Origin of the sequence: Salmonella sp. NW722 (assembly GCF_051702785.1) — a bacterium.
In the GTDB taxonomy this organism is placed as follows: Bacteria; Pseudomonadota; Gammaproteobacteria; order Enterobacterales; family Enterobacteriaceae; genus Salmonella; species Salmonella enterica.
In genome coordinates this window covers 180418-203148 of record NZ_JAMMIN010000005.1, presented here as the reverse complement: position 1 = coordinate 203148, position 22731 = coordinate 180418, and the positions used below count along the sequence as shown (strand labels likewise).

At 49.7% G+C, this 22731-nt stretch carries 25 protein-coding genes, 3 tRNA genes and 1 pseudogene; 23 read left to right on the top strand and 6 right to left on the bottom strand.

Going from position 1 to position 22731, the window contains the following annotated elements:
* Positions 1 to 47 precede the first annotated feature (47 nt).
* The 9 genes from NA330_RS13970 to sdiA all read left to right on the top strand — a co-directional run bounded on the left by NA330_RS13970 (position 48) and on the right by sdiA (position 8617).
* Entirely contained in the window at positions 48 to 1328 is a 1281-nt protein-coding gene (locus NA330_RS13970) for a FliC/FljB family flagellin (RefSeq protein WP_023242295.1), read from the top strand.
* Positions 1329 to 1406: 78 nt separating this feature from the next.
* Positions 1407 to 2612 carry a flagellin lysine-N-methylase gene (gene fliB, locus NA330_RS13965; RefSeq protein WP_023214817.1) on the top strand — a complete coding sequence of 402 codons (1206 nt, stop codon included), beginning with the start codon at positions 1407 to 1409 and terminating at the stop codon, positions 2610 to 2612.
* Between the two features lie 196 nt (positions 2613 to 2808).
* Positions 2809 to 3528: an RNA polymerase sigma factor FliA gene (locus NA330_RS13960; RefSeq protein WP_001087453.1), complete on the top strand. Its 720-nt coding sequence runs from the start codon at positions 2809 to 2811 to the stop codon at positions 3526 to 3528.
* A gap of 58 nt (positions 3529 to 3586) precedes the next feature.
* Entirely contained in the window at positions 3587 to 4138 is a 552-nt protein-coding gene (gene fliZ, locus NA330_RS13955) for a flagella biosynthesis regulatory protein FliZ (RefSeq protein ID WP_020898906.1), read from the top strand.
* Between the two features lie 146 nt (positions 4139 to 4284).
* The gene (tcyJ, locus tag NA330_RS13950) at positions 4285 to 5085 is read left to right on the top strand and encodes a cystine ABC transporter substrate-binding protein (RefSeq protein WP_000761634.1); all 801 of its coding nucleotides are present in this window, start codon (positions 4285 to 4287) and stop codon (positions 5083 to 5085) included.
* 153 nt (positions 5086 to 5238) lie between these two features.
* A complete protein-coding gene (gene dcyD / locus NA330_RS13945; RefSeq protein ID WP_023242294.1) occupies positions 5239 to 6225 on the top strand; it encodes a D-cysteine desulfhydrase in 987 nt (328 codons plus the stop codon).
* Between the two features lie 20 nt (positions 6226 to 6245).
* Positions 6246 to 6914: a cystine ABC transporter permease gene (tcyL, locus tag NA330_RS13940; protein ID WP_001158234.1), complete on the top strand. Its 669-nt coding sequence runs from the start codon at positions 6246 to 6248 to the stop codon at positions 6912 to 6914.
* Positions 6911 to 7663 carry an L-cystine ABC transporter ATP-binding protein TcyN gene (gene tcyN, locus NA330_RS13935; RefSeq protein ID WP_001273033.1) on the top strand — a complete coding sequence of 251 codons (753 nt, stop codon included), beginning with the start codon at positions 6911 to 6913 and terminating at the stop codon, positions 7661 to 7663. The genes tcyL and tcyN overlap by 4 nt, the downstream gene beginning before the upstream one ends.
* Before the next feature lie 231 nt (positions 7664 to 7894).
* On the top strand, positions 7895 to 8617 hold the full coding sequence (gene sdiA / locus NA330_RS13930; RefSeq protein WP_023242293.1) for a transcriptional regulator SdiA: 723 nt from the start codon (positions 7895 to 7897) through the stop codon (positions 8615 to 8617).
* A gap of 66 nt (positions 8618 to 8683) precedes the next feature.
* Here sdiA and NA330_RS13925 read toward each other — a convergent pair whose 3' ends face one another.
* Together NA330_RS13925 and NA330_RS13920 are read right to left on the bottom strand one after the other, a co-directional pair.
* Complete coding sequence (locus NA330_RS13925; RefSeq protein WP_000106483.1) at positions 8684 to 8908, bottom strand: DUF2594 family protein; 225 nt, start codon at positions 8906 to 8908, stop codon at positions 8684 to 8686.
* The gene (locus NA330_RS13920; RefSeq protein ID WP_000546186.1) at positions 8905 to 9060 is read right to left on the bottom strand and encodes a hypothetical protein; all 156 of its coding nucleotides are present in this window, start codon (positions 9058 to 9060) and stop codon (positions 8905 to 8907) included. The genes NA330_RS13925 and NA330_RS13920 overlap by 4 nt, the downstream gene beginning before the upstream one ends.
* 311 nt (positions 9061 to 9371) lie before the next feature.
* On the opposite strand from NA330_RS13920, the gene uvrY reads away from it, so the two are divergent.
* The 10 genes from uvrY (at position 9372) to NA330_RS13870 (ending at position 16591) form a co-directional block, all read left to right on the top strand.
* On the top strand, positions 9372 to 10028 hold the full coding sequence (gene uvrY, locus NA330_RS13915) for a UvrY/SirA/GacA family response regulator transcription factor (protein ID WP_000611323.1): 657 nt from the start codon (positions 9372 to 9374) through the stop codon (positions 10026 to 10028).
* Positions 10025 to 11857 carry an excinuclease ABC subunit UvrC gene (gene uvrC / locus NA330_RS13910; protein WP_001289472.1) on the top strand — a complete coding sequence of 611 codons (1833 nt, stop codon included), beginning with the start codon at positions 10025 to 10027 and terminating at the stop codon, positions 11855 to 11857. Before uvrY ends, uvrC begins: the two co-directional genes overlap by 4 nt.
* 56 nt (positions 11858 to 11913) lie before the next feature.
* A complete protein-coding gene (gene pgsA, locus NA330_RS13905) occupies positions 11914 to 12462 on the top strand; it encodes a CDP-diacylglycerol--glycerol-3-phosphate 3-phosphatidyltransferase (RefSeq protein ID WP_001160192.1) in 549 nt (182 codons plus the stop codon).
* 151 nt (positions 12463 to 12613) lie between these two features.
* Positions 12614 to 12689 (top strand) — tRNA-Gly (locus tag NA330_RS13900).
* A gap of 52 nt (positions 12690 to 12741) precedes the next feature.
* Positions 12742 to 12815, top strand: a tRNA-Cys gene (locus tag NA330_RS13895).
* A gap of 11 nt (positions 12816 to 12826) precedes the next feature.
* Positions 12827 to 12913, top strand: a tRNA-Leu gene (locus NA330_RS13890).
* 250 nt (positions 12914 to 13163) lie between these two features.
* Positions 13164 to 13496, top strand: coding sequence for a hypothetical protein (locus tag NA330_RS13885; RefSeq protein WP_001747701.1), 333 nt, complete (start codon positions 13164 to 13166; stop codon positions 13494 to 13496).
* Between the two features lie 213 nt (positions 13497 to 13709).
* Positions 13710 to 15149, top strand: coding sequence for an SH3 domain-containing C40 family peptidase (locus NA330_RS13880; RefSeq protein WP_077905752.1), 1440 nt, complete (start codon positions 13710 to 13712; stop codon positions 15147 to 15149).
* A gap of 212 nt (positions 15150 to 15361) precedes the next feature.
* The gene (locus NA330_RS13875; RefSeq protein ID WP_000240837.1) at positions 15362 to 15688 is read left to right on the top strand and encodes a glucose-6-phosphate dehydrogenase; all 327 of its coding nucleotides are present in this window, start codon (positions 15362 to 15364) and stop codon (positions 15686 to 15688) included.
* Positions 15689 to 15925: 237 nt separating this feature from the next.
* Positions 15926 to 16591 (top strand): YecA family protein, encoded by a 666-nt coding sequence (locus NA330_RS13870; protein ID WP_000781521.1) that lies wholly within the window; start codon positions 15926 to 15928, stop codon positions 16589 to 16591.
* A 74-nt stretch (positions 16592 to 16665) separates the two neighbouring features.
* On the opposite strand, the gene tyrP is transcribed toward NA330_RS13870, so the two are convergent.
* Positions 16666 to 17877 carry a tyrosine transporter TyrP gene (tyrP, locus tag NA330_RS13865; protein WP_001562965.1) on the bottom strand — a complete coding sequence of 404 codons (1212 nt, stop codon included), beginning with the start codon at positions 17875 to 17877 and terminating at the stop codon, positions 16666 to 16668.
* 226 nt (positions 17878 to 18103) lie between these two features.
* Here tyrP and NA330_RS13860 point away from each other — a divergent pair, with 226 nt between their 5' ends.
* Positions 18104 to 18343: a YecH family metal-binding protein gene (locus NA330_RS13860; RefSeq protein ID WP_023242292.1), complete on the top strand. Its 240-nt coding sequence runs from the start codon at positions 18104 to 18106 to the stop codon at positions 18341 to 18343.
* 45 nt (positions 18344 to 18388) lie between these two features.
* On the opposite strand, the gene ftnA is transcribed toward NA330_RS13860, so the two are convergent.
* Positions 18389 to 18886, bottom strand: a complete 498-nt coding sequence (gene ftnA, locus NA330_RS13855) for a non-heme ferritin (protein WP_000920619.1) — start codon at positions 18884 to 18886, stop codon at positions 18389 to 18391.
* Positions 18887 to 19125: 239 nt separating this feature from the next.
* On the bottom strand, positions 19126 to 19461 hold the full coding sequence (locus NA330_RS13850; RefSeq protein ID WP_000803229.1) for a YecR-like lipofamily protein: 336 nt from the start codon (positions 19459 to 19461) through the stop codon (positions 19126 to 19128).
* Positions 19462 to 19716: 255 nt separating this feature from the next.
* On the opposite strand from NA330_RS13850, the gene NA330_RS13845 reads away from it, so the two are divergent.
* Positions 19717 to 20355 (top strand): RpiB/LacA/LacB family sugar-phosphate isomerase, encoded by a 639-nt coding sequence (locus NA330_RS13845; RefSeq protein ID WP_000684804.1) that lies wholly within the window; start codon positions 19717 to 19719, stop codon positions 20353 to 20355.
* Positions 20356 to 20533: 178 nt separating this feature from the next.
* Here the strand turns inward: NA330_RS13845 and NA330_RS13840 are convergent, their stop codons facing one another.
* Positions 20534 to 21037 carry a non-heme ferritin-like protein gene (locus NA330_RS13840; RefSeq protein ID WP_000741707.1) on the bottom strand — a complete coding sequence of 168 codons (504 nt, stop codon included), beginning with the start codon at positions 21035 to 21037 and terminating at the stop codon, positions 20534 to 20536.
* A gap of 551 nt (positions 21038 to 21588) precedes the next feature.
* On the opposite strand from NA330_RS13840, the gene NA330_RS13835 reads away from it, so the two are divergent.
* Both NA330_RS13835 and araH read left to right on the top strand, forming a co-directional pair.
* Positions 21589 to 22146, top strand: coding sequence for a DJ-1/PfpI family protein (locus NA330_RS13835; RefSeq protein WP_000754800.1), 558 nt, complete (start codon positions 21589 to 21591; stop codon positions 22144 to 22146).
* A gap of 228 nt (positions 22147 to 22374) precedes the next feature.
* Positions 22375 to 22557: pseudogene (araH, locus tag NA330_RS13830) on the top strand (L-arabinose ABC transporter permease AraH); the annotation flags it as partial.
* Positions 22558 to 22731: the final 174 nt, after the last annotated feature.

Genomic DNA, 22731 nt, shown 5'->3' with positions numbered 1-22731 from the left:
GGGCAACAGCCCAATAACATCAAGTTGTAATTGATAAGGAAAAGATCATGGCACAAGTCATTAATACAAACAGCCTGTCGCTGTTGACCCAGAATAACCTGAACAAATCCCAGTCCGCTCTGGGTACTGCTATCGAGCGTCTGTCTTCCGGTCTGCGTATCAACAGCGCGAAAGACGATGCGGCAGGTCAGGCGATTGCTAACCGTTTCACGTCTAACATTAAAGGTCTGTCTCAGGCTTCCCGTAATGCGAACGACGGTATTTCCATTGCGCAGACCACTGAAGGCGCGTTAAACGAAATTAACAACAACCTGCAGCGTGTGCGCGAACTGTCTGTCCAGGCAGCGAACGGCTCAAACTCTGGTTCCGATCTTAAATCCATCCAGGATGAAATCGATCAGCGCCTGAACGAAATTAACCGTGTCGCGGAACAAACCGATTTTAACGGGAAAAAAGTATTAAGCCAGGATGGACAGCTGACCATTCAAGTTGGGGCGAATGACGGCGAAACTATCACAATCGATCTTCAGAAAATCGATAAAACCGAGCTGGGCTTAGATAAATTAGATGTGACTAAAGGAATCGCAACCACTGTAAGCTCTGGAGCCTCGGTAGTTGGTGATGTTAAGATCAAAGAAGCTGATTTCAAAGATGCAAAAACAACGGGTGGTCCCGCAGCAGATAAATTATCTTTGGTAAAAGATGATAAAGGAAATTACCTTGTTAAAGATGTTACTGTCACTGCTACTCCTAAATATTATGCCGCTACCGTAGATAATAGTACTGGGGAAATTAGCTTTGATTCGGCTAAAGAAGTTACTTTAGCTGGTGGTGCACCAGCTCCGAGTACGGTTGATACTTTGTCGCGTGAAGTGAAATTTGATGGAGCAAATCTAAAAGCCGATCAGTCTTTAGTGAAATATAAAGATGATAAGGGTAAAGATCTCTATGCTATCCAAACCTTAGATAAAGACGGAAATGCAACTTTCAAATCTGTCACGTTTGCCGCGGACGGTAAAACAACAGAGGGTACTACCGTAGCCTTGGCTGCAAACGTTGATCCGCTGGCAAAAATCGATGATGCGCTTAAAACCGTTGACGCTTTCCGTAGCCAATTGGGGGCGGTGCAGAACCGTTTTGAATCTGCTATCACTAACCTGGGCAACACCGTCAACAACCTGTCTTCTGCACGTAGCCGTATCGAAGATTCCGACTACGCGACCGAAGTCTCCAACATGTCTCGCGCGCAGATTCTGCAGCAGGCTGGTACTTCCGTTCTGGCGCAGGCTAACCAGGTTCCGCAAAACGTCCTCTCTTTACTGCGTTAATCCGGCGATTGATTCACCGACACGTGGTACACAATCAAGGCAGCGAAAGCTGCCTTTTTTAATTCCGGAGCCTGTGTAATGAAAGAAATCACCGTCACTGAACCTGCCTTTGTCACCCGCTTTTCCTGTTCTGGCTCGGCCTGCCGCGACCACTGTTGTAAGGGCTGGAAAATCACGCTGGATAAGACGACGGTCAAAAAGTACCTTACCAGCAAGGATGTAACCATCAGAGAGATTGCCAAAAATAGTATTATTCTTTTAAAGAAAGACCCAAATAACTGGGGGGAGATTAAATTACCATCTGGGACAGGAAGCTGCCCTTATCTGGATGACGATCGTCTGTGCAAGGTACAAAAAACACTGGGGGCTAAAGCATTAAGTTATACCTGCACTACGTTTCCGCGGGTGTTCCATACTTATAAAAACGAGGTACGACATTCTCTAAGCCTTGCTTGCCCGGAAGTGACTGCGCATATTTTAAACGATGCTGATGCGGTAGCACTCAATGAAAAGGCGATCATTCAGCAGAAGTACAATACCGCGCCGCTATTCTCCCCACAGCAAAAACTACTTAACTTGTTTTGCCTGAGTTTGATTAACCATGCTGCCAGCAATCCGGATGCGGCATTATATGCGTTGATCAAGTTTGTAATGTATGTGCAGAAGTTTCCCCGGATTGATGACGCTGCATTAGGGGAGATTGAGCAAGTGTATGGCACGTTAGTTTCCCAGCTGCAGTCCGGTTCGTTAACTCAGGAACTCGCTAATATTACGCCGGATAAGAAATTCAAAACATCCCTGGTACTGTTGATGCAGGATTATTTCAGGGCGCTCCCACCGAGCAGAGGAAGCTATGTCCTCGATCACTATATCCAGTGTCTTCTGCGGGTGCTGACGGCGGAAGAGGGCGTTTCAATGGAGCAGAAGGTGAGCGATATTGAGTCCTCATTAGCGCGCTGTTTACAGGCGGATGAGCAGCAGAAGAACTGGGCCTTCAGAAATTTAATTCTCTATAAAATTTGGGAAAATAATTTCCCCAACCAGCCGAATGTCGACCCGTTACGCGCGCTGTATATTATCGTGGCGGAATATGCCTTTATTAAGCTATTAACGGCAGCCAGCGTGCATGAGCGCGGGCGGCTTGAGTGGGATGACGTTACTAATATTGTGTATAGTTTTCACTCCCGCAGCCAGCATAACAGCGAGGTGGCGAAGAATTTTCATCGCCATATAGAAACGGTACGTACTGGCGACGATCTGTCGATGATTCATCTTCTGACATAGTTTTGTTCGGGGTGGGCTTTTGCGCATCCCGTTTATCCTATCTGGCTGATTTTATTCTGCTCTTTTAGCCGCTAAAAAGGTGCTACAGGTTACATAAGTGAAATAACCCTTCTTTTATAGCCTTATTCCTTCGATAGAACCCTCTGTAGAAACGGATAATCATGCCGATAACTCATTTAACGCAGGGCTGTTTATCGTGAATTCACTGTATACCGCTGAAGGTGTAATGGATAAACACTCGCTGTGGCAGCGTTATGTACCGCTGGTGCGTCACGAAGCATTGCGCCTGCAGGTGCGATTGCCGGCGAGCGTGGAACTGGACGATCTGCTACAAGCGGGCGGCATCGGGTTATTAAATGCGGTCGACCGATATGACGCTTTGCAAGGAACGGCATTTACCACTTACGCAGTGCAGCGTATTCGTGGGGCGATGCTGGATGAATTACGCAGCCGCGATTGGGTGCCGCGTAGCGTCCGGCGTAATGCCCGCGAAGTGGCGCAGGCGATGGGACAACTGGAGCAGGAACTGGGGCGTAATGCGACGGAAACCGAAGTGGCGGAACGTCTTGGCATCCCTGTTGCGGAGTATCGTCAGATGTTGCTCGATACCAACAACAGCCAACTTTTCTCTTACGATGAGTGGCGGGAAGAGCATGGCGATAGCATCGAACTGGTGACTGAAGAACATCAACAGGAAAACCCGTTACATCAACTGCTGGAGGGCGACCTGCGACAGCGGGTAATGGACGCGATTGAATCGCTGCCGGAACGCGAGCAACTGGTGTTAACGCTGTATTACCAGGAGGAGCTCAACCTCAAAGAGATTGGCGCGGTACTGGAAGTTGGCGAATCGCGGGTCAGCCAGTTGCATAGTCAGGCCATCAAACGATTACGCACCAAACTGGGTAAGTTATAGGTCGCGCATGGTCGCACCCGAAAAGTGCCGCACAACGTATAGACTACCAGGAGTTCTCATGACGGTGCAGCAACCTAAAAGGCGGCCCTTGAGCCGCTATCTTAAAGACTTTAAACACAGCCAGACGCATTGCGCGCATTGTCACAAACTGCTCGACCGCATTACGCTGGTTCGCCGTGGCAAGATCGTTAATAAAATCGCTATTTCACAGCTGGATATGCTACTTGACGAGGCTGCCTGGCAGCGGGAGCAGAAGGAGTGGGTGGCGCTGTGTCGCTTTTGCGGCGATTTGCACTGCAAAAAGCAGAGTGATTTTTTCGATATTATCGGTTTCAAGCAGTATTTGTTTGAACAAACCGAGATGAGCCATGGCACGGTGCGGGAATATGTCGTGCGTTTACGACGTCTTGGCAACTACCTCAGCGAGCAAAACATTTCCCACGATCTGCTGCAGGACGGTTTTCTCGATGAAAGCCTGGCACCATGGTTGCCGGAAACCAGCACCAATAATTACCGTATCGCACTACGTAAATACCAGCAATATAAAGCGCATCAGCAGATTGCGCCCAGACAGAAATCCCCCTTTACCGCCAGTTCTGATATATATTAAAAAAGCATAAGATGTAGCAGAGTCGTGTTGGTGAAACGTGGCAAACCTTCTACATTAGGCTGAGTCCCCCAAAGGTTCGCGAGACGTGACGATGCGCCATGGCGGGACACAGTCTATGGTCATTAACGGCAATATTCGGGGTTACTATGAAATTAGCACTGCTAGGACGTCAGGCACTGATGGGAGTAATGGCTGTAGCGCTGGTGGCGGGAATGAGCGCGAAGAGCTTTGCCGATGAGGGTTTGCTGAACAAAGTTAAAGAACGCGGCACGCTGCTGGTAGGGCTGGAAGGTACCTATCCGCCGTTTAGCTTTCAGGGCGAAGACGGCAAATTAACCGGTTTTGAAGTCGATTTCGCCGAGGCGTTGGCAAAACATCTGGGCGTTAAAGCGTCGTTGAAGCCGACCAAATGGGACGGAATACTGGCGTCGCTGGACGCTAAACGCATTGATGTAGTGATAAACCAGGTCACGATTTCAGACGTCCGCAAGAAAAAATATGATTTCTCTACGCCTTACACTGTCTCCGGCGTTCAGGCGCTGGTGAAAAAAGGCAATGAAGGCACGATCAAAACGGCGGCCGATCTGCAGGGCAAAAAAGTTGGCGTTGGGCTGGGGACTAACTATGAAGAATGGCTACGTCAACATGTTCAGGGCGTGGATATCCGTACTTATGACGATGATCCTACAAAATACCAGGATCTGCGCGTAGGCCGTATTGACGCGATTTTAGTCGATCGTCTGGCGGCGCTGGATCTGGTGAAAAAAACCAAAGGTACGCTGGCCGTCACCGGTGATGCGTTTTCGCGTCAGGAGTCCGGCGTTGCGTTACGTAAAGGCAACGAAGACTTGCTGAAGGCGGTAGATAACGCCATTGCGGAAATGCAAAAAGATGGCACCTTAAAAGCGCTCTCTGAAAAATGGTTTGGCGCTGACGTGACCCAATAATGCTCTACGTTGCCCGGCAGGCAGAGCGCCGCCGGGCAATATCAACCTCATACTATGTCAGCAAACGGAGGCGCGTTAATCGGCGCCTTTTTTATTTCCGTTGGATCAACGTGCATAATAAAAAGAACACACCACAACGTTACCGGAGGCTCAATGCCACTACATCACTTAACGCGCTTCCCTCGCCTGGAGCTTATCGGCGCGCCGACCCCGCTCGAATACCTGCCGCGATTGTCTGATTATCTTGGCCGTGAGATTTACATTAAGCGCGATGACGTTACGCCCATTGCAATGGGCGGCAATAAACTGCGCAAGCTGGAGTTTCTGGTGGCCGACGCGCTGCGAGAAGGGGCGGATACGCTGATAACCGCAGGGGTGATTCAGTCGAACCATGTCCGTCAGACGGCGGCGGTCGCGGCCAAATTGGGACTACATTGCGTCGCCTTGCTGGAAAATCCAATCGGTACCACCGCGGAAAATTACCTGACGAATGGTAATCGCCTGTTACTGGATTTATTTAATACGCAAATTGAGATGTGCGATGCGCTAACCGATCCGGATGCGCAGCTGCAAACGCTGGCGACGCGCATTGAAGCGCAAGGGTTCAGGCCCTATGTGATTCCGGTCGGCGGCTCCAGCGCGCTGGGGGCAATGGGATACGTAGAGAGCGCCCTGGAAATCGCCCAGCAGTGTGAAGAGGTCGTCGGGCTCTCTTCGGTGGTGGTGGCCTCCGGCAGCGCCGGAACGCACGCCGGGTTAGCTGTCGGGCTGGAACATCTGATGCCGGATGTCGAACTGATTGGCGTGACCGTTTCACGTTCTGTCGCCGAGCAGAAACCCAAAGTGATTGCCTTGCAGCAGGCTATTGCCGGTCAGCTGGCGCTGACGGCGACGGCGGATATCCATTTATGGGATGACTATTTTGCCCCGGGTTACGGCGTGCCAAATGACGCGGGGATGGAGGCGGTGAAACTGCTGGCGAGCCTGGAGGGGGTGTTGCTGGATCCGGTATATACCGGCAAAGCGATGGCGGGTCTGATAGACGGCATCAGCCAGAAACGCTTTAACGATGACGGGCCGATTCTCTTTATTCACACCGGTGGGGCGCCTGCGCTGTTTGCCTACCATCCTCATGTATAACCTCCAGGTAATCAACGCGAATGCAAGAAAGTATCCAACTGGTTATTGAATCGCTGCCGTATTTGCTTAAAGGCGCCGTCTTTACCCTGCAACTGAGTATTGGCGGTATGTTTTTTGGTCTGCTGCTGGGATTTGTGCTGGCGCTGATGCGGATGTCTCCGCTATGGCTGGTTCGCTGGCTGGCGCGCTTTTATATCTCGATTTTTCGCGGTACGCCGCTTATCGCCCAGTTATTTATGATCTATTACGGCCTGCCGCAATTTGGGATTGAGCTGGACCCTATCCCGGCGGCGATGATTGGTTTATCGCTCAATACCGCGGCTTACACGTCCGAGACGCTGCGCGCGGCGATCTCGGCTATCGACAAGGGACAATGGGAAGCGGCGGCGAGCATTGGCATGACGCCGTGGCAAACGCTACGTCGCGCTATTTTGCCGCAGGCGGCTCGCGTCGCGCTTCCGCCGTTGAGCAACAGCTTTATCAGCCTGGTGAAAGATACGTCGCTCGCTGCGACGATTCAGGTGCCGGAGTTGTTCCGCCAGGCGCAGTTAATTACCTCGCGAACGCTGGAGGTGTTTACCATGTATCTGGCCGCGTCGTTAATCTACTGGGTAATGGCGACCGTCTTATCGGCACTGCAAAACTATTTTGAAAACCAGCTTAACCGCCAGGAGAGAGAGCCAAAATGAGTGCGATCGAAGTCACCAACCTGGTCAAAAAATTTCATGGTCAAACGGTGCTGCACGGTATTGACCTTGAGGTGAAGCCCGGAGAAGTCGTCGCCATTATCGGCCCGAGCGGCTCAGGGAAGACAACGTTATTACGCTGTATTAACCTGCTGGAACAACCGGAAGCGGGCACCATTAAAGTGGGCGATATTATCATCGATACCGCCCGCCCATTCAGCCAGCAAAAAGGGTTGATTCGCCAGCTACGCCAGCATGTCGGCTTTGTCTTTCAGAGTTTTAACCTGTTCCCGCATCGTACCGTGCTGGAAAATATCATTGAAGGTCCGGTGATTGTAAAGGGAGAGCCGAAAGCCGAGGCGACGGCGCTGGCGCGGGAACTGTTAGCCAAAGTCGGGTTGGCCGGTAAAGAGACCCGTTATCCGCGCCGCCTGTCGGGCGGGCAACAGCAGCGCGTGGCGATTGCGCGTGCGCTGGCGATGCGCCCGGAAGTGATTCTGTTTGATGAGCCCACGTCGGCGCTTGATCCTGAATTAGTCGGCGAGGTGCTTAATACGATTCGCCAGCTGGCGCAGGAAAAGCGCACGATGGTGATCGTCACTCACGAAATGGGCTTTGCGCGTGACGTGGCTGATCGGGCAATATTTATGGATCAGGGGCAAATCGTCGAGCAGGGGCCGGCGAAAACCTTGTTCGCCGATCCTCAGCATCCGCGTACCCGCCAGTTCCTTGAGAAATTTTTAGTGAAATAATGCCCTTTCAACGCTCGCCCGAATTAGCCGCGCCTTGGGCGAGCGCAATGAATAATTATGAAGTCATTCTGCCAGATTATTAACCTCGCTCTCAGGCGGAAGCCAAAAAGTGTAATGCCGCTCAAGTATTCTACGTTTCGTCCGATATTTCTTATATATAAACACTATTTATGTGTTAATTTAAGTTATTCATAATAATGATTATCAATATCAAAGGCGTGACCATAAAATATGCAGGAAAATGATTTCTTCACCTGGCGACGCGCAATGTTGTTACGCTTTCAGGAGATGGCGGCAGCAGAGGATGTTTATACTGAATTGCAATATCAGACACAGCGGCTGGAATTTGATTATTATGCCCTGTGTGTTCGTCATCCCGTCCCCTTTACCCGGCCTAAAATATCGCTTCGTACCACTTATCCTCCGGCGTGGGTAACGCATTATCAGTCCGAAAACTATTTCGCGATCGATCCGGTATTAAAGCCGGAAAATTTCAGACAGGGTCATTTACATTGGGATGACGTGCTATTTCATGAAGCGCAGGAGATGTGGGATGCCGCCCAGCGTTTCGGATTACGCAGAGGCGTAACCCAGTGTGTGATGTTGCCGAACCGGGCGCTGGGCTTTTTATCTTTCTCTCGTAGCAGTTTACGCTGCTCCTCGTTTACCTACGATGAAGTGGAGCTGAGGTTGCAACTGCTGGCGCGGGAGAGTCTTTCGGCGCTGACAAGATTTGAAGACGACATGGTGATGGCGCCTGAGATGCGTTTCAGTAAACGTGAGAAAGAGATTCTGAAGTGGACGGCGGAAGGGAAGACCTCATCGGAGATCGCCATTATTCTGTCGATTTCTGAAAATACCGTTAACTTCCATCAGAAAAACATGCAGAAGAAATTCAATGCGCCAAATAAAACACAGATTGCCTGCTACGCTGCGGCGACAGGTCTGATATGACGTGCTGACGATGCTTCGCGCCAGACGCGAAACCGGCTGAAAGCGATGCTAACAGCCGGTTTTTTACTACTGGCGGTAAGCCTGTTTAATTTGCTTAACCGTACTGGAAAATACCGCCGCTTGTGCTTCATCATCCATCTGCGCGATCTGTTTTTCCATTTTAAGAATCACGCGCCCTGCATCGGCCTGGCCCATCGCCTGCAGCATCAGCGTTAACATGGCTTTCAGGCAGTTGACTTCAGTAGCCAGTTCTTGATTATTCTCAGCGGTGGAAAAATCAGGCGTACTCATTTATTTTCCTCGTTATGTTTCAGTGAAAATGTGCGATAGCAGATGTTAAGGCGGCGGAGTATACCATAAGCTACGCTAAAAATAGCAGTGGTTGTTTTTTGATCAAAAAGCGGAGGGGTTACCCACAAAATAAACGTTGCCGCGTGATGCATATATTTTCTTCATTCTTTGTTTATTACGCGTATTTTACTCGTTAATTATTGTTACAAAGTTGATTCCCTAATTAGTGTTTAGACAGCGGAACGTGAAATTTTTGTCACCATTATGAAATAGCAGCCCGGGACAGCGCCGTCAGAAGGGGCTACAACGTTGGCAGTTGCCACACGACGTACAACATAATTTCCAAAAACGAGAGCAAAATCGAATACCCGGTGTTTTTTTACGTTTCAAAGTTGAGATAAAACCAGCTAATATAAGGGCGATTAACTATCAGTAGCGTTATCCCTATTCTGGAGATATTCCTTTGATCAACGTTCTTCTTGTTGATGACCACGAACTGGTGCGCGCAGGGATACGACGCATTCTTGAAGATATAAAGGGCATTAAAGTTGTCGGTGAAGCGTGCTGCGGAGAGGATGCGGTAAAATGGTGCCGTACTAACGCCGTTGACGTCGTGCTGATGGATATGAACATGCCCGGTATTGGCGGTCTTGAGGCGACGCGTAAAATTGCCCGATCGACAGCGGATATCAAAGTGATCATGCTGACCGTCCATACGGAGAACCCGTTGCCCGCCAAAGTGATGCAGGCTGGCGCAGCTGGCTATCTCAGCAAAGGCGCTGCGCCTCAGGAGGTGGTGAGCGCTATTCGTTCGGTGTATTCCGGACAACGTTATATCGCCTCCGATATCGCTCAGCAGATGGCGCTCAGTCAGATCGAGCCTGCAAAAACGGAAACGCCGTTCGCCAGTTTGTCTGAACGCGAGTTGCAGATTATGCTGATGATCACCAAGGGTCAGAAGGTCAATGAGATTTCAGAACAGCTGAATCTCAGTCCTAAAACGGTGAACAGCTATCGCTATCGTATGTTCAGTAAATTAAACATTCATGGTGATGTTGAGCTGACTCACCTGGCAATCCGCCATGGCCTGTGTAATGCGGAGACGTTAACAAGCCAGTGAGTGAAATATTTGACGCAAAGGCGTTTTTGAAAACCGTTACCAGCCAACCCGGTGTCTATCGTATGTATGACGCCGGCGGTACGGTTATTTATGTCGGTAAAGCAAAAGACCTGAAAAAGCGTCTTTCCAGCTACTTTCGCAGCAACCTGGCTTCGCGTAAAACCGAAGCGCTAGTTGCGCAAATTCAACACATTGATGTCACGGTAACACATACCGAAACGGAAGCGCTGCTGCTTGAGCATAATTACATCAAGTTGTATCAACCGCGTTACAACGTGTTGTTGCGTGATGATAAATCCTATCCTTTTATTTTTCTGAGCGGCGATACCCATCCGCGTCTGGCGATGCACCGTGGCGCCAAACATGCGAAAGGCGAGTACTTCGGCCCATTTCCTAATGGCTATGCCGTGCGGGAAACGCTGGCGCTGTTACAGAAAATTTTCCCTATCCGCCAGTGCGAAAACAGCGTATATCGCAACCGCTCGCGTCCTTGCCTGCAATATCAGATTGGCCGCTGTTTAGGCCCCTGCGTTGCAGGACTGGTCAGCGAGGAGGAGTACACGCAACAGGTGGAGTATGTCCGGTTGTTTTTGTCCGGTAAGGACGACCAGGTCTTAACACAGCTGATTGCCCGGATGGAAAAGGCCAGCCAGGATCTGGCATTTGAAGAGGCGGCGCGTATTCGCGATCAGATCCAGGCGGTACGCCGGGTCACGGAAAAACAGTTTGTCTCCAATGCGGGCGACGATCTCGACGTTATCGGCGTGGCTTTTGATGCGGGTATGGCCTGTGTGCATGTGCTGTTTATTCGCCAGGGTAAGGTGCTGGGCAGCCGCAGCTATTTTCCAAAAGTACCTGGCGGTACGGAACTGGGCGAAGTGGTGGAAACCTTTGTCGGGCAGTTTTACCTGCAGGGTAGCCAGATGCGCACGCTACCGGGCGAGATACTGCTCGATTTTAATCTGAGTGATAAAACGCTGCTGGCCGATTCGTTGTCGGAACTTGCCGGACGGCGTATTCATGTCCAGACAAAACCGCGCGGCGATCGCGCCCGTTATCTCAAGCTGGCGCGGACCAACGCGGCAACGGCCTTAATCACTAAACTCTCGCAGCAGTCCACCATCACGCAGCGTTTGACCGCGCTGGCGGCGGTATTAAAACTTCCTGCGATCAAGCGGATGGAATGTTTTGACATCAGCCATACCATGGGGGAGCAAACGGTCGCATCCTGTGTGGTATTTGACGCTAACGGGCCGTTACGCGCCGAGTATCGTCGTTATAATATCGCGGGCATCACGCCGGGTGATGACTACGCGGCGATGAATCAGGTGCTACGTCGGCGTTATGGCAAGGCCATAGAAGAAAGTAAGATTCCGGATGTTATTCTGATCGACGGCGGAAAAGGGCAGCTCGCCCAGGCGAAAGCCGTTTTCGCTGAGCTGGATGTCCCCTGGGATAAGCATCGTCCTTTGCTGCTCGGCGTCGCCAAAGGCGCGGACAGAAAGGCCGGTCTGGAAACACTCTTTTTTGAACCGGAAGGCGAGGGGTTTAGCCTGCCGCCGGACTCGCCGGCGCTGCATGTTATTCAGCATATTCGCGATGAGTCGCACGATCACGCGATCGGCGGGCACCGTAAAAAACGCGCGAAGGTTAAAAATACCAGTACGCTGGAAACTATTGAAGGCGTTGGGCCTAAACGTCGCCAGATGCTGCTGAAATATATGGGCGGTTTGCAAGGACTACGTAACGCCAGCGTAGAAGAAATTGCAAAAGTGCCGGGTATTTCGCAAGGTCTGGCAGAAAAGATCTTCTGGTCGTTGAAACATTGAGGCCACTGTAGCAACATAGGGGTAATTTCACTGACAACAGATAGTTACCCGTCACTATGCAATTTAATATCCCTACGTTGCTCACGCTGTTTCGCGTCATCCTGATTCCATTCTTTGTCGTGGTGTTTTATTTGCCGTTCGCCTGGGCGCCGATGGTCAGCGCGCTGATTTTCTGTATTGCCGCTATTACCGACTGGTTTGACGGCTTTCTGGCGCGACGCTGGAACCAGAGTACGCGTTTCGGCGCTTTCCTCGACCCCGTCGCCGACAAGGTGCTGGTAGCGATCGCCATGGTGCTGGTCACCGAGCATTATCATAGCTGGTGGGTGACGTTACCTGCGGCGACGATGATAGCCCGCGAAATTATTATCTCTGCTCTGCGTGAATGGATGGCGGAGCTGGGCAAACGCAGTAGTGTAGCGGTCTCCTGGATCGGTAAAGTCAAAACTACCGCGCAGATGGTGGCGCTGGCGTGGCTCTTGTGGCGTCCGAATATCTGGGTAGAGTATGCCGGGATCGCGCTTTTCTTTGTCGCAGCGGTGCTAACGTTGTGGTCCATGTTGCAATATTTGAGCGCTGCACGCGGAGATTTGCTTGATCAGTGATCGTTTCGCCGCAAATTTCAGCAAACGATCGTGAGTGACGAAAAATATCGTTGACTCAGTGCGTCAGGTAAGTAGAATGCAACGCATCGAACGGCAGCACTGATTGCCAGACGATAACAAAATCAAGTGATTAACAAAGTTGCTTGATACTGCGGGAATAGCTCAGTTGGTAGAGCACGACCTTGCCAAGGTCGGGGTCGCGAGTTCGAGTCTCGTTTCCCGCTCCAGTTTAAAAGCATTGGCGTAAAGCGGATGCTGGCTGAAAAGCCAAAAAAATTTGGCGCGTTAACAAAGCGGTTATGTAGCGGATTGCAAATCCGTCTAGTCCGGTTCGACTCCGGAACGCGCCTCCAATTTTTCCCGAGCCCGGATGGTGGAATCGGTAGACACAAGGGATTTAAAATCCCTCGGCGTTCGCGCTGTGCGGGTTCAAGTCCCGCTCCGGGTACCATGGGAAAGACAAGAATAATCAAAGCAATAAGCAGTGTCGTGAAACCACCTACGGGTGGTTTTTTTGTGCCTTCAGTTTGTATGCCGACCGCGAGCGTGAACTTTCCAGCGCGATACACAGTAAAAAAACACCGGTAGCGGCATTTCTGCCAGTACAACAGTTATGTGCTACCGACCCGCAAGAACTTATGGCTGGTAAATACTAAACATCGGGTAAATCAGCCGATAAAATCCATTAATCTCTATAAAAAATGCTGATATGTTTTATGCCTGCTTTATTAAAGAGAGTAGGTCTGCCAGTGAAATATACCGATAATGCAAAATTATTTATTAGCTTCATTAATATTGGGATTGTAGGTTGCGCTTTGCTACTTTTTTTTATTTTGTATGAGCCTGAGAGTGCAATCGTAACCTACTCTCTTCCCGGTGAGCTTTCCTCTTCGACATGTGATGCGCGTAATTTTATTGGCAACGTCGATGAAAATGACTTTGCAGAGTATATAAAAAAAGTAGAACTGACGCGCTACAGTATGTATTGTCTGAAAAAAACAGGGGCGGGCCAGTGGAGTATTTATGCAAATTAAACGAGTATATAACTGTTCAGGGGTATTTTCTGCACAATTTAATTAAAGGTAGATAGCGAACTAATATTCATCATAAGGTAATGTGATCCGCTTCATGCTTTAATCACGTTTTGCAATATTGTCTTAATAACAGGTCAACTACAGATAATTTCGGGTTTTCGTGAATGGCGGTTTTGGTCAGTCTCTATATTATGCTTTCCCCGCTTTACGGAGATGATGATGCAAAAGAAAACCTGGGCCGTTTTATTGATACCATTGTGCCTCACCGCTTGCCACCAGACGACCAACCGATCAACAGCCAAAGATGAAATTGTCGCAGGGAGCTATATTGACCCGACAAAAACACGCTTTCCGTTAGCGGATTATTCACAGTCGGTTGATAAATGGATACCTCCGGACTCGGCTGATTACACTATTCCGGTTATTGATAGTGCTACCCAACAACGCTACTTTAACGCACTAAAATCTCATTATTTCGGAATGGACAGTGAAGCGCACTCGCCGTGGAATGGTTTTTATATTACCGCATTGCTGAAAAAAAACGCAGCACAGGCGCGGGATGCCAGTATTAAGCAGTTTCTTAGCGACGGCAGTGCTTATTGGGGAGAAAACTTCAGACTTTATACCTCTCGCTGGAAAGAGGAGGTTAGAGGGAATACGGATACGCAGATTGACAATATCTATCATGCCTCCCGGCGAGGCATTATGGTCAGAGAAAGTTTAGTCAGAGCGCTGCCAACGGACGACCCGCTCTTTAACGATCCCCGTCAGGCGGGCGAGGGGTATCCGTTTGATAATTTACAAATGTCTTCGCTGCGTCCCGGTACGCCGGTCTATACGCTGACGAAGAGCAAAGACCAACGCTGGCAATATGTCGTTTCACCAGCGGTAACTGGCTGGGTTCATAGTGAAGATATTGCCAGTACGGATCAGAAATTTATAACACAGTGGGTTTTGCTTGCTCATAAGCAACTGGGGGCATTTATCAACGCGCCGGTTTCTGTCCATGCCGCAGGCGTCTATTATTTCACCGGGCGACCGGGCACTATTTTACCGTTCCGACATCAACGGGCGGGCCAGTTCCTGATTGCGGCGCCAGTTCGCGGCAGCAACGGTCGCGCGTTTATCCATTGGGTCTGGCTAAGCGGTAACGAGTTTACGGCTATGCCGTGGAAAATGACGCCGGAAAATATCGCCGTGCTAATGAAAGCAATGCATGGAGCCCCCTACGGTTGGGGAAATTTTAACTTTTATAATGATTGTTCAGCCGAAGTCCGCAGCCTGTTAATGCCGTTTGGCATATTCCTGCCCAGACATTCATCCGCGCAGGTAGAGTCTGCTGGACGGGTGGTCGATCTTAGTCATAAAAATCCCCAAATGCGGATCGATTATCTCACCAGATACGGAAAACCGTTTACTACGCTGGTCTATATTCCAGGGCATATTATGCTGTATATCGGTAACACAACCATGAATGGGCAGGTCGTGCCGATGACTTATCAGAATATCTGGGGATTGCGCCCAAACCATGCTAATAGCCGGAGCATTATCGGTGAGGCGGTATTTTTGCCGTTACTGCGTTTTTATCCTGAAAATCCTGAGCTGATATCGCTGGCTGGTAAGGTTCTGTTTAAGCTTGGTTATATAGAATAGGTTGACAAACTGTGTTATCGCGGAAGACATGATTAAGACAACCGTGCGCGTGGATATAAAGAGAGTATCCCTGTAAACTGTGTCTGAAAAAAGTATGCGCTATAGTGCGGGCTGTTTATTTGAAATACTATCTGGAGCTGATTCTGGATGTGATTATGTGCCTCACACATTGAAGTGAGAGTTATTGTTGGCGGTATCTGGCTGGAGGCTGGGTGGTAAAAAGACGTAATTTATTGCATTTTAATAACGGTGCCCGGTCAGAGCGCGATCTTGGGGATCTGGTCACTAAAGTTTTTGAGAAAGCGGCGAAAAAAGAACCGCAACCGCTATACACATTTAGCCTGCCGTTGCTGAGTGTGCAGGATGAGATCCGTGTTTACTGTAAGAAAAAAAATATCAAAATAGGGTACGATACGCTGTTTATGGAAATAACCTTTTCTGCTGACAGAGAAGCGGTAGACGAACTCATTAAACACTTTTTTACTGAAAATAAGCTCTATTTGAGAGGGCGGTTTTATCTGTCCGCGGCGGTGGTATAAGTTAGCATGAGTATAATATAGCGAGAAACCTATCTCTCGCTTTTGTGTGGGGCGAGCGCTTCCTGGCGGAAAATCTGCGCCCTGATCCTCCTTTTGTGCGTTAACTTCCGGAATCCTCCTCATTTCGTGTTAATCTGGCCCCTGATGGTTGCCATCCAACTGCCTGCAAAAAAATTATTTTTATCCGCTGCAATGTAAGAGGCCTACAGGCGGAAGTCATCACTGAGGAAAAGCGTTATGAAAATGGAACCATTAAACGAGAACGAGCTGGAATGGCTGGATGATGTGCTGACGAAATACAATACCGATCAGGCCATTTTGGATGTCGCGGAGCTGGACGGTCTGATTACTGCGGTACTAAGCTCTCCGCGCCCCATCGAGCCGGAACAGTGGCTGGTCGCGATATGGGGGGGACCCGCGTACGTACCGCGCTGGACATCTGAAAAAGAAATGACGCGATTTATGGATCTGGTGTTCCAGCACATGGCGGACACAGCCGCCCGGCTTGAAGACTATCCAGAACAGTTCGAGCCGCTGTTTGGCCTGCGAGAAGTTGATGGCCATGAATTAACGATTGTTGAAGAATGGTGCTTTGGTTACATGCGCGGAGTGTCGCTGTCCGACTGGTCTGACTTGCCGGATACGCTAAAACCGGCGCTGGAAGCGATTGCCTTACACGGCACTGAAGAAAACTTTGCGCTGTTGGATAAAATGAGCCCGGAAGCGTTCGATAAAAGCGTTGATGCTATCCGTATCGCGGCGCTTGAGCTGCATGCCTGGTGGATGGCGCATCCGCACACGACGCCGCTACAGATGCCGATAAAAGCAGAGGTGAAAGTGGGGCGTAACGATCCTTGCCCATGCGGGAGCGGCAAAAAATTTAAGCAGTGCTGCCTGCATTAATGGCTCGTAAACGGCCATAGCGTGATGATTATCGAGCCTGGACGGCGTCCGGGCCCGATAATCTTTGCCTGGCGTTAACCTGGATCGGGCAGGAACCCCAGTGCGATCGAAAACTGGACGCCAATCACGACAATGCCGCAGATAAACACCAGCGCCAGCGCTGGCGTGCCGCCTGCCACACGATATCCCGCCTGAGGGCTCTGTTTACGGCATTGCCAGACCAGCATGGCAGGGATGAGTAGTGCCAGTACTGCCAGCGCTACGCCGGCATAGCCTAATGCCATCACAAATCCGCGTGGGTAGAAAAGCGCAAACGCCAGCGGCGGAAGAAAGGTAATCAGCCCGGTTTGCAGACGTCCGGACACCGTACTGCGGCGCTGGAATAGATCGGCCAGGTAATCAAATAATCCTAGCGCTACGCCCAGAAAAGAGGTCGCCAGCGCCAGATCGGCGAACAGGTGGACCGCCAGTTCGACATGTGGCGAAGCGACCACTTCTCTGAGCGCCTGCAGCAGGCCATTTAACCCGGCATGGCTGGCCAGTAGCCCTCTGAATGTCGGCGAGTCGATACTTCCCAGCGTGGCGAGCTGCCAAAAAATATAGGCCACTAGCGGAATGGCGCTACCCGTCATAAAGACCCAACGCAGCCGGCGAATATTGCCGTTCATATAACTCACAATACTCGGTACGCTTCCGTGAAAACCAAACGAGGTGAAAATGACCGGTATGGCGGATAACGCCAGCCCCTGCTGTAAAGGAAGCGTAAGAAGATTTACTTTATGAATATGTGGCGTGAGCAACGCAAGCATGATGACCAGAAAAATGATCTTTGCGCTAAACAGGAAGCGGTTAAAAAGGTCGACCAGCGAGGTGCCCACACACACCACTCCACCGGCAACAAAGGTGAACAGCAGTACTCCGGCAGCGGGCGAGAGCGTGGCGCCAAGCCAGTTATTAATACTGGATGCCAGTAATTCTCCGGCTCCGGAAATGTAGGCGGCGGTGAGCGCATACATTAAGAACATCATACTGAATCCCGTAAGCCACTGTCCGTAACGTCCAAGATAGCGTTTTGCCAACGAGCCCAGCCCGGTATCCGCCGGAACGTGTTGATATACCTCCAGTAATAGTAGCGCGGTATAACACATCAGCGCCCACAGGCCAATCAACAATCCCAGCGTGACGCTGAAACCAACGCCAGCCGCTGCCAGCGGCATTGCCAGCATCCCGGCGCCGATAGTGGTGCCTGCCACGATAAAAATACTGCCCAGAGTTCTGTTTTTCACGCTTTCTACTACCCCGGTAACAAAGAACGGTGATATCCGCGGCGCAGGGTAAGGCATTACGCTATTTTCGTCAAATGGTCGTTACAATGGGTGTACTGTAAAATTTACAGTTCCGGGCATAAAAGCGAATATGGAAGGAGACGCGGACAACCGCCGCAAACCTGCGCTAGCGCAAAGTCGCTCGCACAAGGACACATTAGGCTACGAGTTTTATTCAGGAGGGGTTATGGATTCCATTCACGGTCACGAAGTGCTCAACATGATGATTGAGTCTGGCGAGCAGTACACGCATACCTCGCTGGAGGCGGCAATAAAAGCGCGCTTTGGCGAGCGGGCACGATTTCACACCTGTTCAGCGTCAGATATGACGGCGGCGGAACTGGTCGCGTTTCTGGCGGCAAAAGGAAAGTTTATTGCAGTGGATGGCGGTTTTTCAACGCATGAGAGTAAAATCTGCCGCCATTAATACGCCACGGTGAGAGCTCGTCTCACCGTGTAAGGACGTGCTGGATTAATTTTGTGTATCCAGGGTGGAGAGTTCTTTATCAATGAAATAAAGCCCTTCGCCGCTTTTTCCCGCCAGCGTTAATTTATCAATAATAGATTTGAACAATTTTTCTTCTTCATGCTGTTCTGCCACATACCACTGCAAGAAATTAAATGTCGGATAATCCTGGCTGGTCATTGCGGCATGAGCCAGTTCATTAATTTTTTGCGTAATAAGCTGCTCATGCTCATAAGTCGCGCGGAACAGCTCATCCAGTGAGGTGTACTCAGCGAAGGGCGAAGAAACGGTATTAATGCGCGGCAGGCTTCCGGTATCGGTAAGGTAGTCAAACAGGCGCTGCATATGCGTCATCTCTTCTTGCGCATGGCGACGAAGAAATGCGGCCGCGCCTTCAAAACTGTGATAGCTGCACCACGCGCTCATTTGTTGATAGAGCAGGGAGGAGTACAACTCCAGATTCATTTGCTCATTCAGTTTGTCGATCATTTCTGTTTTCAGCATGGTTCCGCTCCACAAATAGCAAAAGATATACAGTAATGTGGCGCCACTATAATTTGTTATTTTATTATTTGCAAAAGGTAAAATATTAAATTTAATTATTAAAAATACGAATGGGAATAAAACGCATTAACGCCAGTGTATAGGGTATAAAAATAAAGGAAAGCCAGCATCTTCATGCTGGCAATAGCGACCCTGCACTCTCCTCCATTGTAGATGGTGTCGGCGTTAAGCCAGCCGCCTTAATAATAAAGCGGCATAATTTGCGGGACGGCAACGCCCCGGCACTGCCAGGAGAGGGTAAATCGGGTGTTCAGACACAACGAGCCCGCATAAATGCTACAGGTTCCTACCGGCTGACCAAACGAAACGGCATCGGCATAGCCCATCTGCTGGCATTCGCGTGTTGCGGTCCCGTGAGATACATAGTCATCTGTCCGTGAAGTAAAAAATAGCGGCTGGTTATACGTCAGGCGCACGATGCCGCTTATCGGGCTGGCTTCGCTGACCTGCGCTTGTCGAGTAATGGTGCATCCCGTCAGGGCTAGCAGTGAAAGAGTAAAAATAAGAGGCTTCATAAAATCGCTCCGACAATTCGGTATCAGACCATGCTACCTCGTGTCTTGCACCGTCAATGGCTGGAATAACTTACGGATTCGCCTTGATTAAAGGTAACGGCAGGAGGTTTACAGCGGGAACAGAAAATGTGTGAGCGTCTCTTCATTTAATGAAACTTAGTTTCATTAAATTTGAATGCGTGTTCTTAAGTGTGTAGTGTGGGCAAAACGTCATGATTTACGCAGACGCGACCGTCTGCATTCAGGAGGAACACGATGAAAATTGCACTGATGATGGAAAATAGCCAGGCCAGCAAAAATGCCATCATTTATAACGAACTTAGCGCCGTCGCCAATGAAAAGGGATTTCCCGTTTTTAACGTCGGCATGTGCGACGAAAATGACCATCACCTGACGTACATTCATTTAGGCATCATGGCGAGTATTTTGCTTAATGCAAACGCGGTTGATTTTGTGGTTACTGGCTGTGGCACCGGGCAGGGCGCGCTGATGTCGTTAAATATTCATCCTGGTGTCATTTGTGGCTATTGCATCGATCCGGCAGATGCGTTTCTGTTTGCGCAGATCAACAACGGCAATGCGTTGTCCCTGCCATTTGCAAAAGGCTTTGGCTGGGGCGCTGAGCTGAACGTGCGTTTCATCTTTGAAAAAGCGTTTACCGGGCGTAAAGGCGAGGGGTATCCGCCTGAGCGCAAAGCGCCGCAGGTACGCAATGCGGGCATTTTGAACCAGGTTAAGGCCGCGGTCGTCAAAGAGAATTATCTGGATACACTACGGGCTATCGATCCTGAACTGGTTAAAACGGCGGTTTCAGGGCCGCGTTTCCAGCAATGTTTGTTTGAAAACGGCCAGAATAAAGAAATAGAAGCGTTTGTACGTGAGATGCTGGGGTAATGCCTGGACAAGACAGAGAGGTTTCGCGCCTGTCGGCTGGCATGATGTGCCGATTATACGCCAGCAGCGACAGGCGCCACCTCTGGCAAACAGACCAGAAACGGTGTAGGCCGGATAAGCTGCTTCGCGTTGCTATCCGGCTAATAACGTCTCAATATTGTCGCTCGGGGAGCCGCTATCAGTGATGCTGATAGGTCACGACGTTAAGGAGATGCTGATCGGTTTGCGCCAGGCATAACCCTGCTCGTTTAGCGCTGCGAACTTCTTCGAGAATAGTTTGTAAAAGTACGCCATCCTGCTGCTGCTCTTTTTCCAGGGTATGGAGAAAATCGAGCGTTGAGGCATCATTCAGCGCTTTCGCTTCATCTGCCAGACGCGACAGCGTGCTGGCGCGTTGCTGATAATCCTCCAGTGTTTTCTGGAACAATTCTTCCAGAGAGCAGAGCTCTTCACCCGGAACGTCAATGGCTTTAACGATAGGGGTGGCGCCGGCGTTTTTCATAAAATTAAACATGCGCATCATTTGCGTCACGTTGCCTTGCGCCTGGGTACGAAGAAAGGTGGCGGTGCCTGTTAAACTGTGTTCAGAACACCATTCGCTTAGATGGAGGTAAAGATTTGATGCGTAAAACTCAAGGTTCATTGGCGTGTTGAGCTTTTGAACCATTCCTACAGCTGCCATAACAATATCCTTATTTCCAGAAAGTGTTGATGTGCATGACAGACGAGAATGCAACGGGCCGTTGTCACATTCTTACCTCTATGCACAATAAATACTCTTAGCAGAAGAACTCCGTTCCGCCAGTCCCTTATGCGATCTCATTTCCTGTTTATCGATCGGTAATGAGAATAGCGCGTCAATAAAAATAAGAAAATCCTTAAATGCAATTGTTTATCTTTTTTTACATTTTCAGCGGTGTGATTTTTTCAGGTGTAATGATTTTGAGTGTGGAAATATTGCAACTGTTTGAAAGTTAAATGATATTATATGGATTTCTGGTTTATGAAACATTGTTTCAGATCATGAAATGTGTCTTTCAAGTATGGTAATTTCAATAAAATAAACATTAGTCAGTCTGGATATCACACGCATAAACGGTTGAGAGCAAATATGCCTGTTTTTATAAACTAGCCGATTTTGCGGTAGATCATTTTTAATGTCATTAATCATACGAGCACGTTATTCGGTTGAGCGCAGTTTTTGATGGGTGACTCGTTAACAAGGAGCAGTCAATGAAAAAGGTCGCGGTGCTGTTGGCACCAGGATTTGAAGAAGCAGAGGCCATTGTTACTCTTGATATTCTGCGACGTTTGCATATCGACGTCGAAACGCTGGCGTGTGCTGAATCACGGGCGGTGGTGAGTTACCATGATATTCCTATGGTTGCGGACAGCACGCTGAGTGAACGCCAGCAGGCGCTTTTCGATGCGGTAGTGCTGCCGGGCGGTCCGCAGGGGAGCGCTAATCTGGCGGCTAATCCGGCGGTGATCGCTTTCGTTGCGCGTCATGATGCGGCAGGCAAATTAATTTGTCCTATCTGTTCCGCGGCGGCAAGGGTGCTGGGTGCTCACGGATTGCTGAAGGGGCGTCGTTATGTCTGTTCCGGCGACCTGTGGAAAGCGGTTCCGGAAGGTGTCTATGTGGATGCGCCCGTTGTTGAAGATGGTAATTTAATTAGCGGCAAAGGCTTGGGTCATGTCTTTGATTTCGCGCTAACCCTTTCCGCCAGACTGCTGGGAGACGATGCGCCGGTTCGCGAACAGGCTGAACATATCTATTATCCCTGGTAATCGTTATTCACCCAGGGCCATAAGGATTAGCTGGCTGATGTTATGGATTAATGTGCTGGCTTTCCTGCCTTTTGGCTGATGAATTCGCTCTGGGTTATGTCATTTTCCGCTAAAACTATTCCCGCCATCAGCATTTATCTAATGAATGAAAGACAGTGCACCGTTTTACGTCTTCTCTAACAAGAATCGTTTGATTTTACCCTACATAAAAAACGCTAAAGCAGGTCAATGAATTCCCTGGGTTATGAGTTAATCGTTATTTCTGCGTGCGTATTAGGGGGCGTTTTCCTGAGAGGCGGCCTCGGAAAAATCTCATATGTGGTGGCGAGCGTACTGATATCAGGAACGGTGGAGAACGCGATGAACCTGCTCAACATTTCACCTTTTGCACAGTACGTGGTTCGCGGCTGAATCCTTTTGGCAGCAGTTATTTTCGACCATTATAAGCAAAAAGCGAAGCGTACGATTTGATGAATTAACACTCAACTAAACAGTATAGCTTCACGTCATCGCCAACCGCTACCCCGGCTGGCGATGGTCTTTCTAAATGGCGAGCAGCGTCACACTGTCTATACTTACATGACT

Bases quoted from the DNA above. Each gene is read 5' to 3' on its own strand.
- NA330_RS13835 (WP_000754800.1), top strand. From the start codon at position 21,589: ATGAAAAAGGTCGCGGTGCTGTTGGCACCAGGATTTGAAGAAGCAGAG.
- NA330_RS13970 (WP_023242295.1), top strand. From the start codon at position 48: ATGGCACAAGTCATTAATACAAACAGCCTGTCGCTGTTGACCCAGAAT.
- pgsA (WP_001160192.1), top strand. From the start codon at position 11,914: ATGCAATTTAATATCCCTACGTTGCTCACGCTGTTTCGCGTCATCCTG.
- NA330_RS13870 (WP_000781521.1), top strand. From the start codon at position 15,926: ATGAAAATGGAACCATTAAACGAGAACGAGCTGGAATGGCTGGATGAT.
- NA330_RS13885 (WP_001747701.1), top strand. From the start codon at position 13,164: ATGCTGATATGTTTTATGCCTGCTTTATTAAAGAGAGTAGGTCTGCCA.
- tcyL (WP_001158234.1), top strand. From the start codon at position 6,246: ATGCAAGAAAGTATCCAACTGGTTATTGAATCGCTGCCGTATTTGCTT.
- fliB (WP_023214817.1), top strand. From the start codon at position 1,407: ATGAAAGAAATCACCGTCACTGAACCTGCCTTTGTCACCCGCTTTTCC.
- NA330_RS13845 (WP_000684804.1), top strand. From the start codon at position 19,717: ATGAAAATTGCACTGATGATGGAAAATAGCCAGGCCAGCAAAAATGCC.
- sdiA (WP_023242293.1), top strand. From the start codon at position 7,895: ATGCAGGAAAATGATTTCTTCACCTGGCGACGCGCAATGTTGTTACGC.
- NA330_RS13925 (WP_000106483.1), bottom strand. From the start codon at position 8,908: ATGAGTACGCCTGATTTTTCCACCGCTGAGAATAATCAAGAACTGGCT.
- dcyD (WP_023242294.1), top strand. From the start codon at position 5,239: ATGCCACTACATCACTTAACGCGCTTCCCTCGCCTGGAGCTTATCGGC.
- NA330_RS13920 (WP_000546186.1), bottom strand. From the start codon at position 9,060: ATGCATCACGCGGCAACGTTTATTTTGTGGGTAACCCCTCCGCTTTTT.
- NA330_RS13880 (WP_077905752.1), top strand. From the start codon at position 13,710: ATGATGATGCAAAAGAAAACCTGGGCCGTTTTATTGATACCATTGTGC.
- tcyN (WP_001273033.1), top strand. From the start codon at position 6,911: ATGAGTGCGATCGAAGTCACCAACCTGGTCAAAAAATTTCATGGTCAA.
- ftnA (WP_000920619.1), bottom strand. From the start codon at position 18,886: ATGCTGAAAACAGAAATGATCGACAAACTGAATGAGCAAATGAATCTG.
- NA330_RS13860 (WP_023242292.1), top strand. From the start codon at position 18,104: ATGGATTCCATTCACGGTCACGAAGTGCTCAACATGATGATTGAGTCT.
- fliZ (WP_020898906.1), top strand. From the start codon at position 3,587: ATGACGGTGCAGCAACCTAAAAGGCGGCCCTTGAGCCGCTATCTTAAA.
- NA330_RS13850 (WP_000803229.1), bottom strand. From the start codon at position 19,461: ATGAAGCCTCTTATTTTTACTCTTTCACTGCTAGCCCTGACGGGATGC.
- tcyJ (WP_000761634.1), top strand. From the start codon at position 4,285: ATGAAATTAGCACTGCTAGGACGTCAGGCACTGATGGGAGTAATGGCT.
- NA330_RS13840 (WP_000741707.1), bottom strand. From the start codon at position 21,037: ATGGCAGCTGTAGGAATGGTTCAAAAGCTCAACACGCCAATGAACCTT.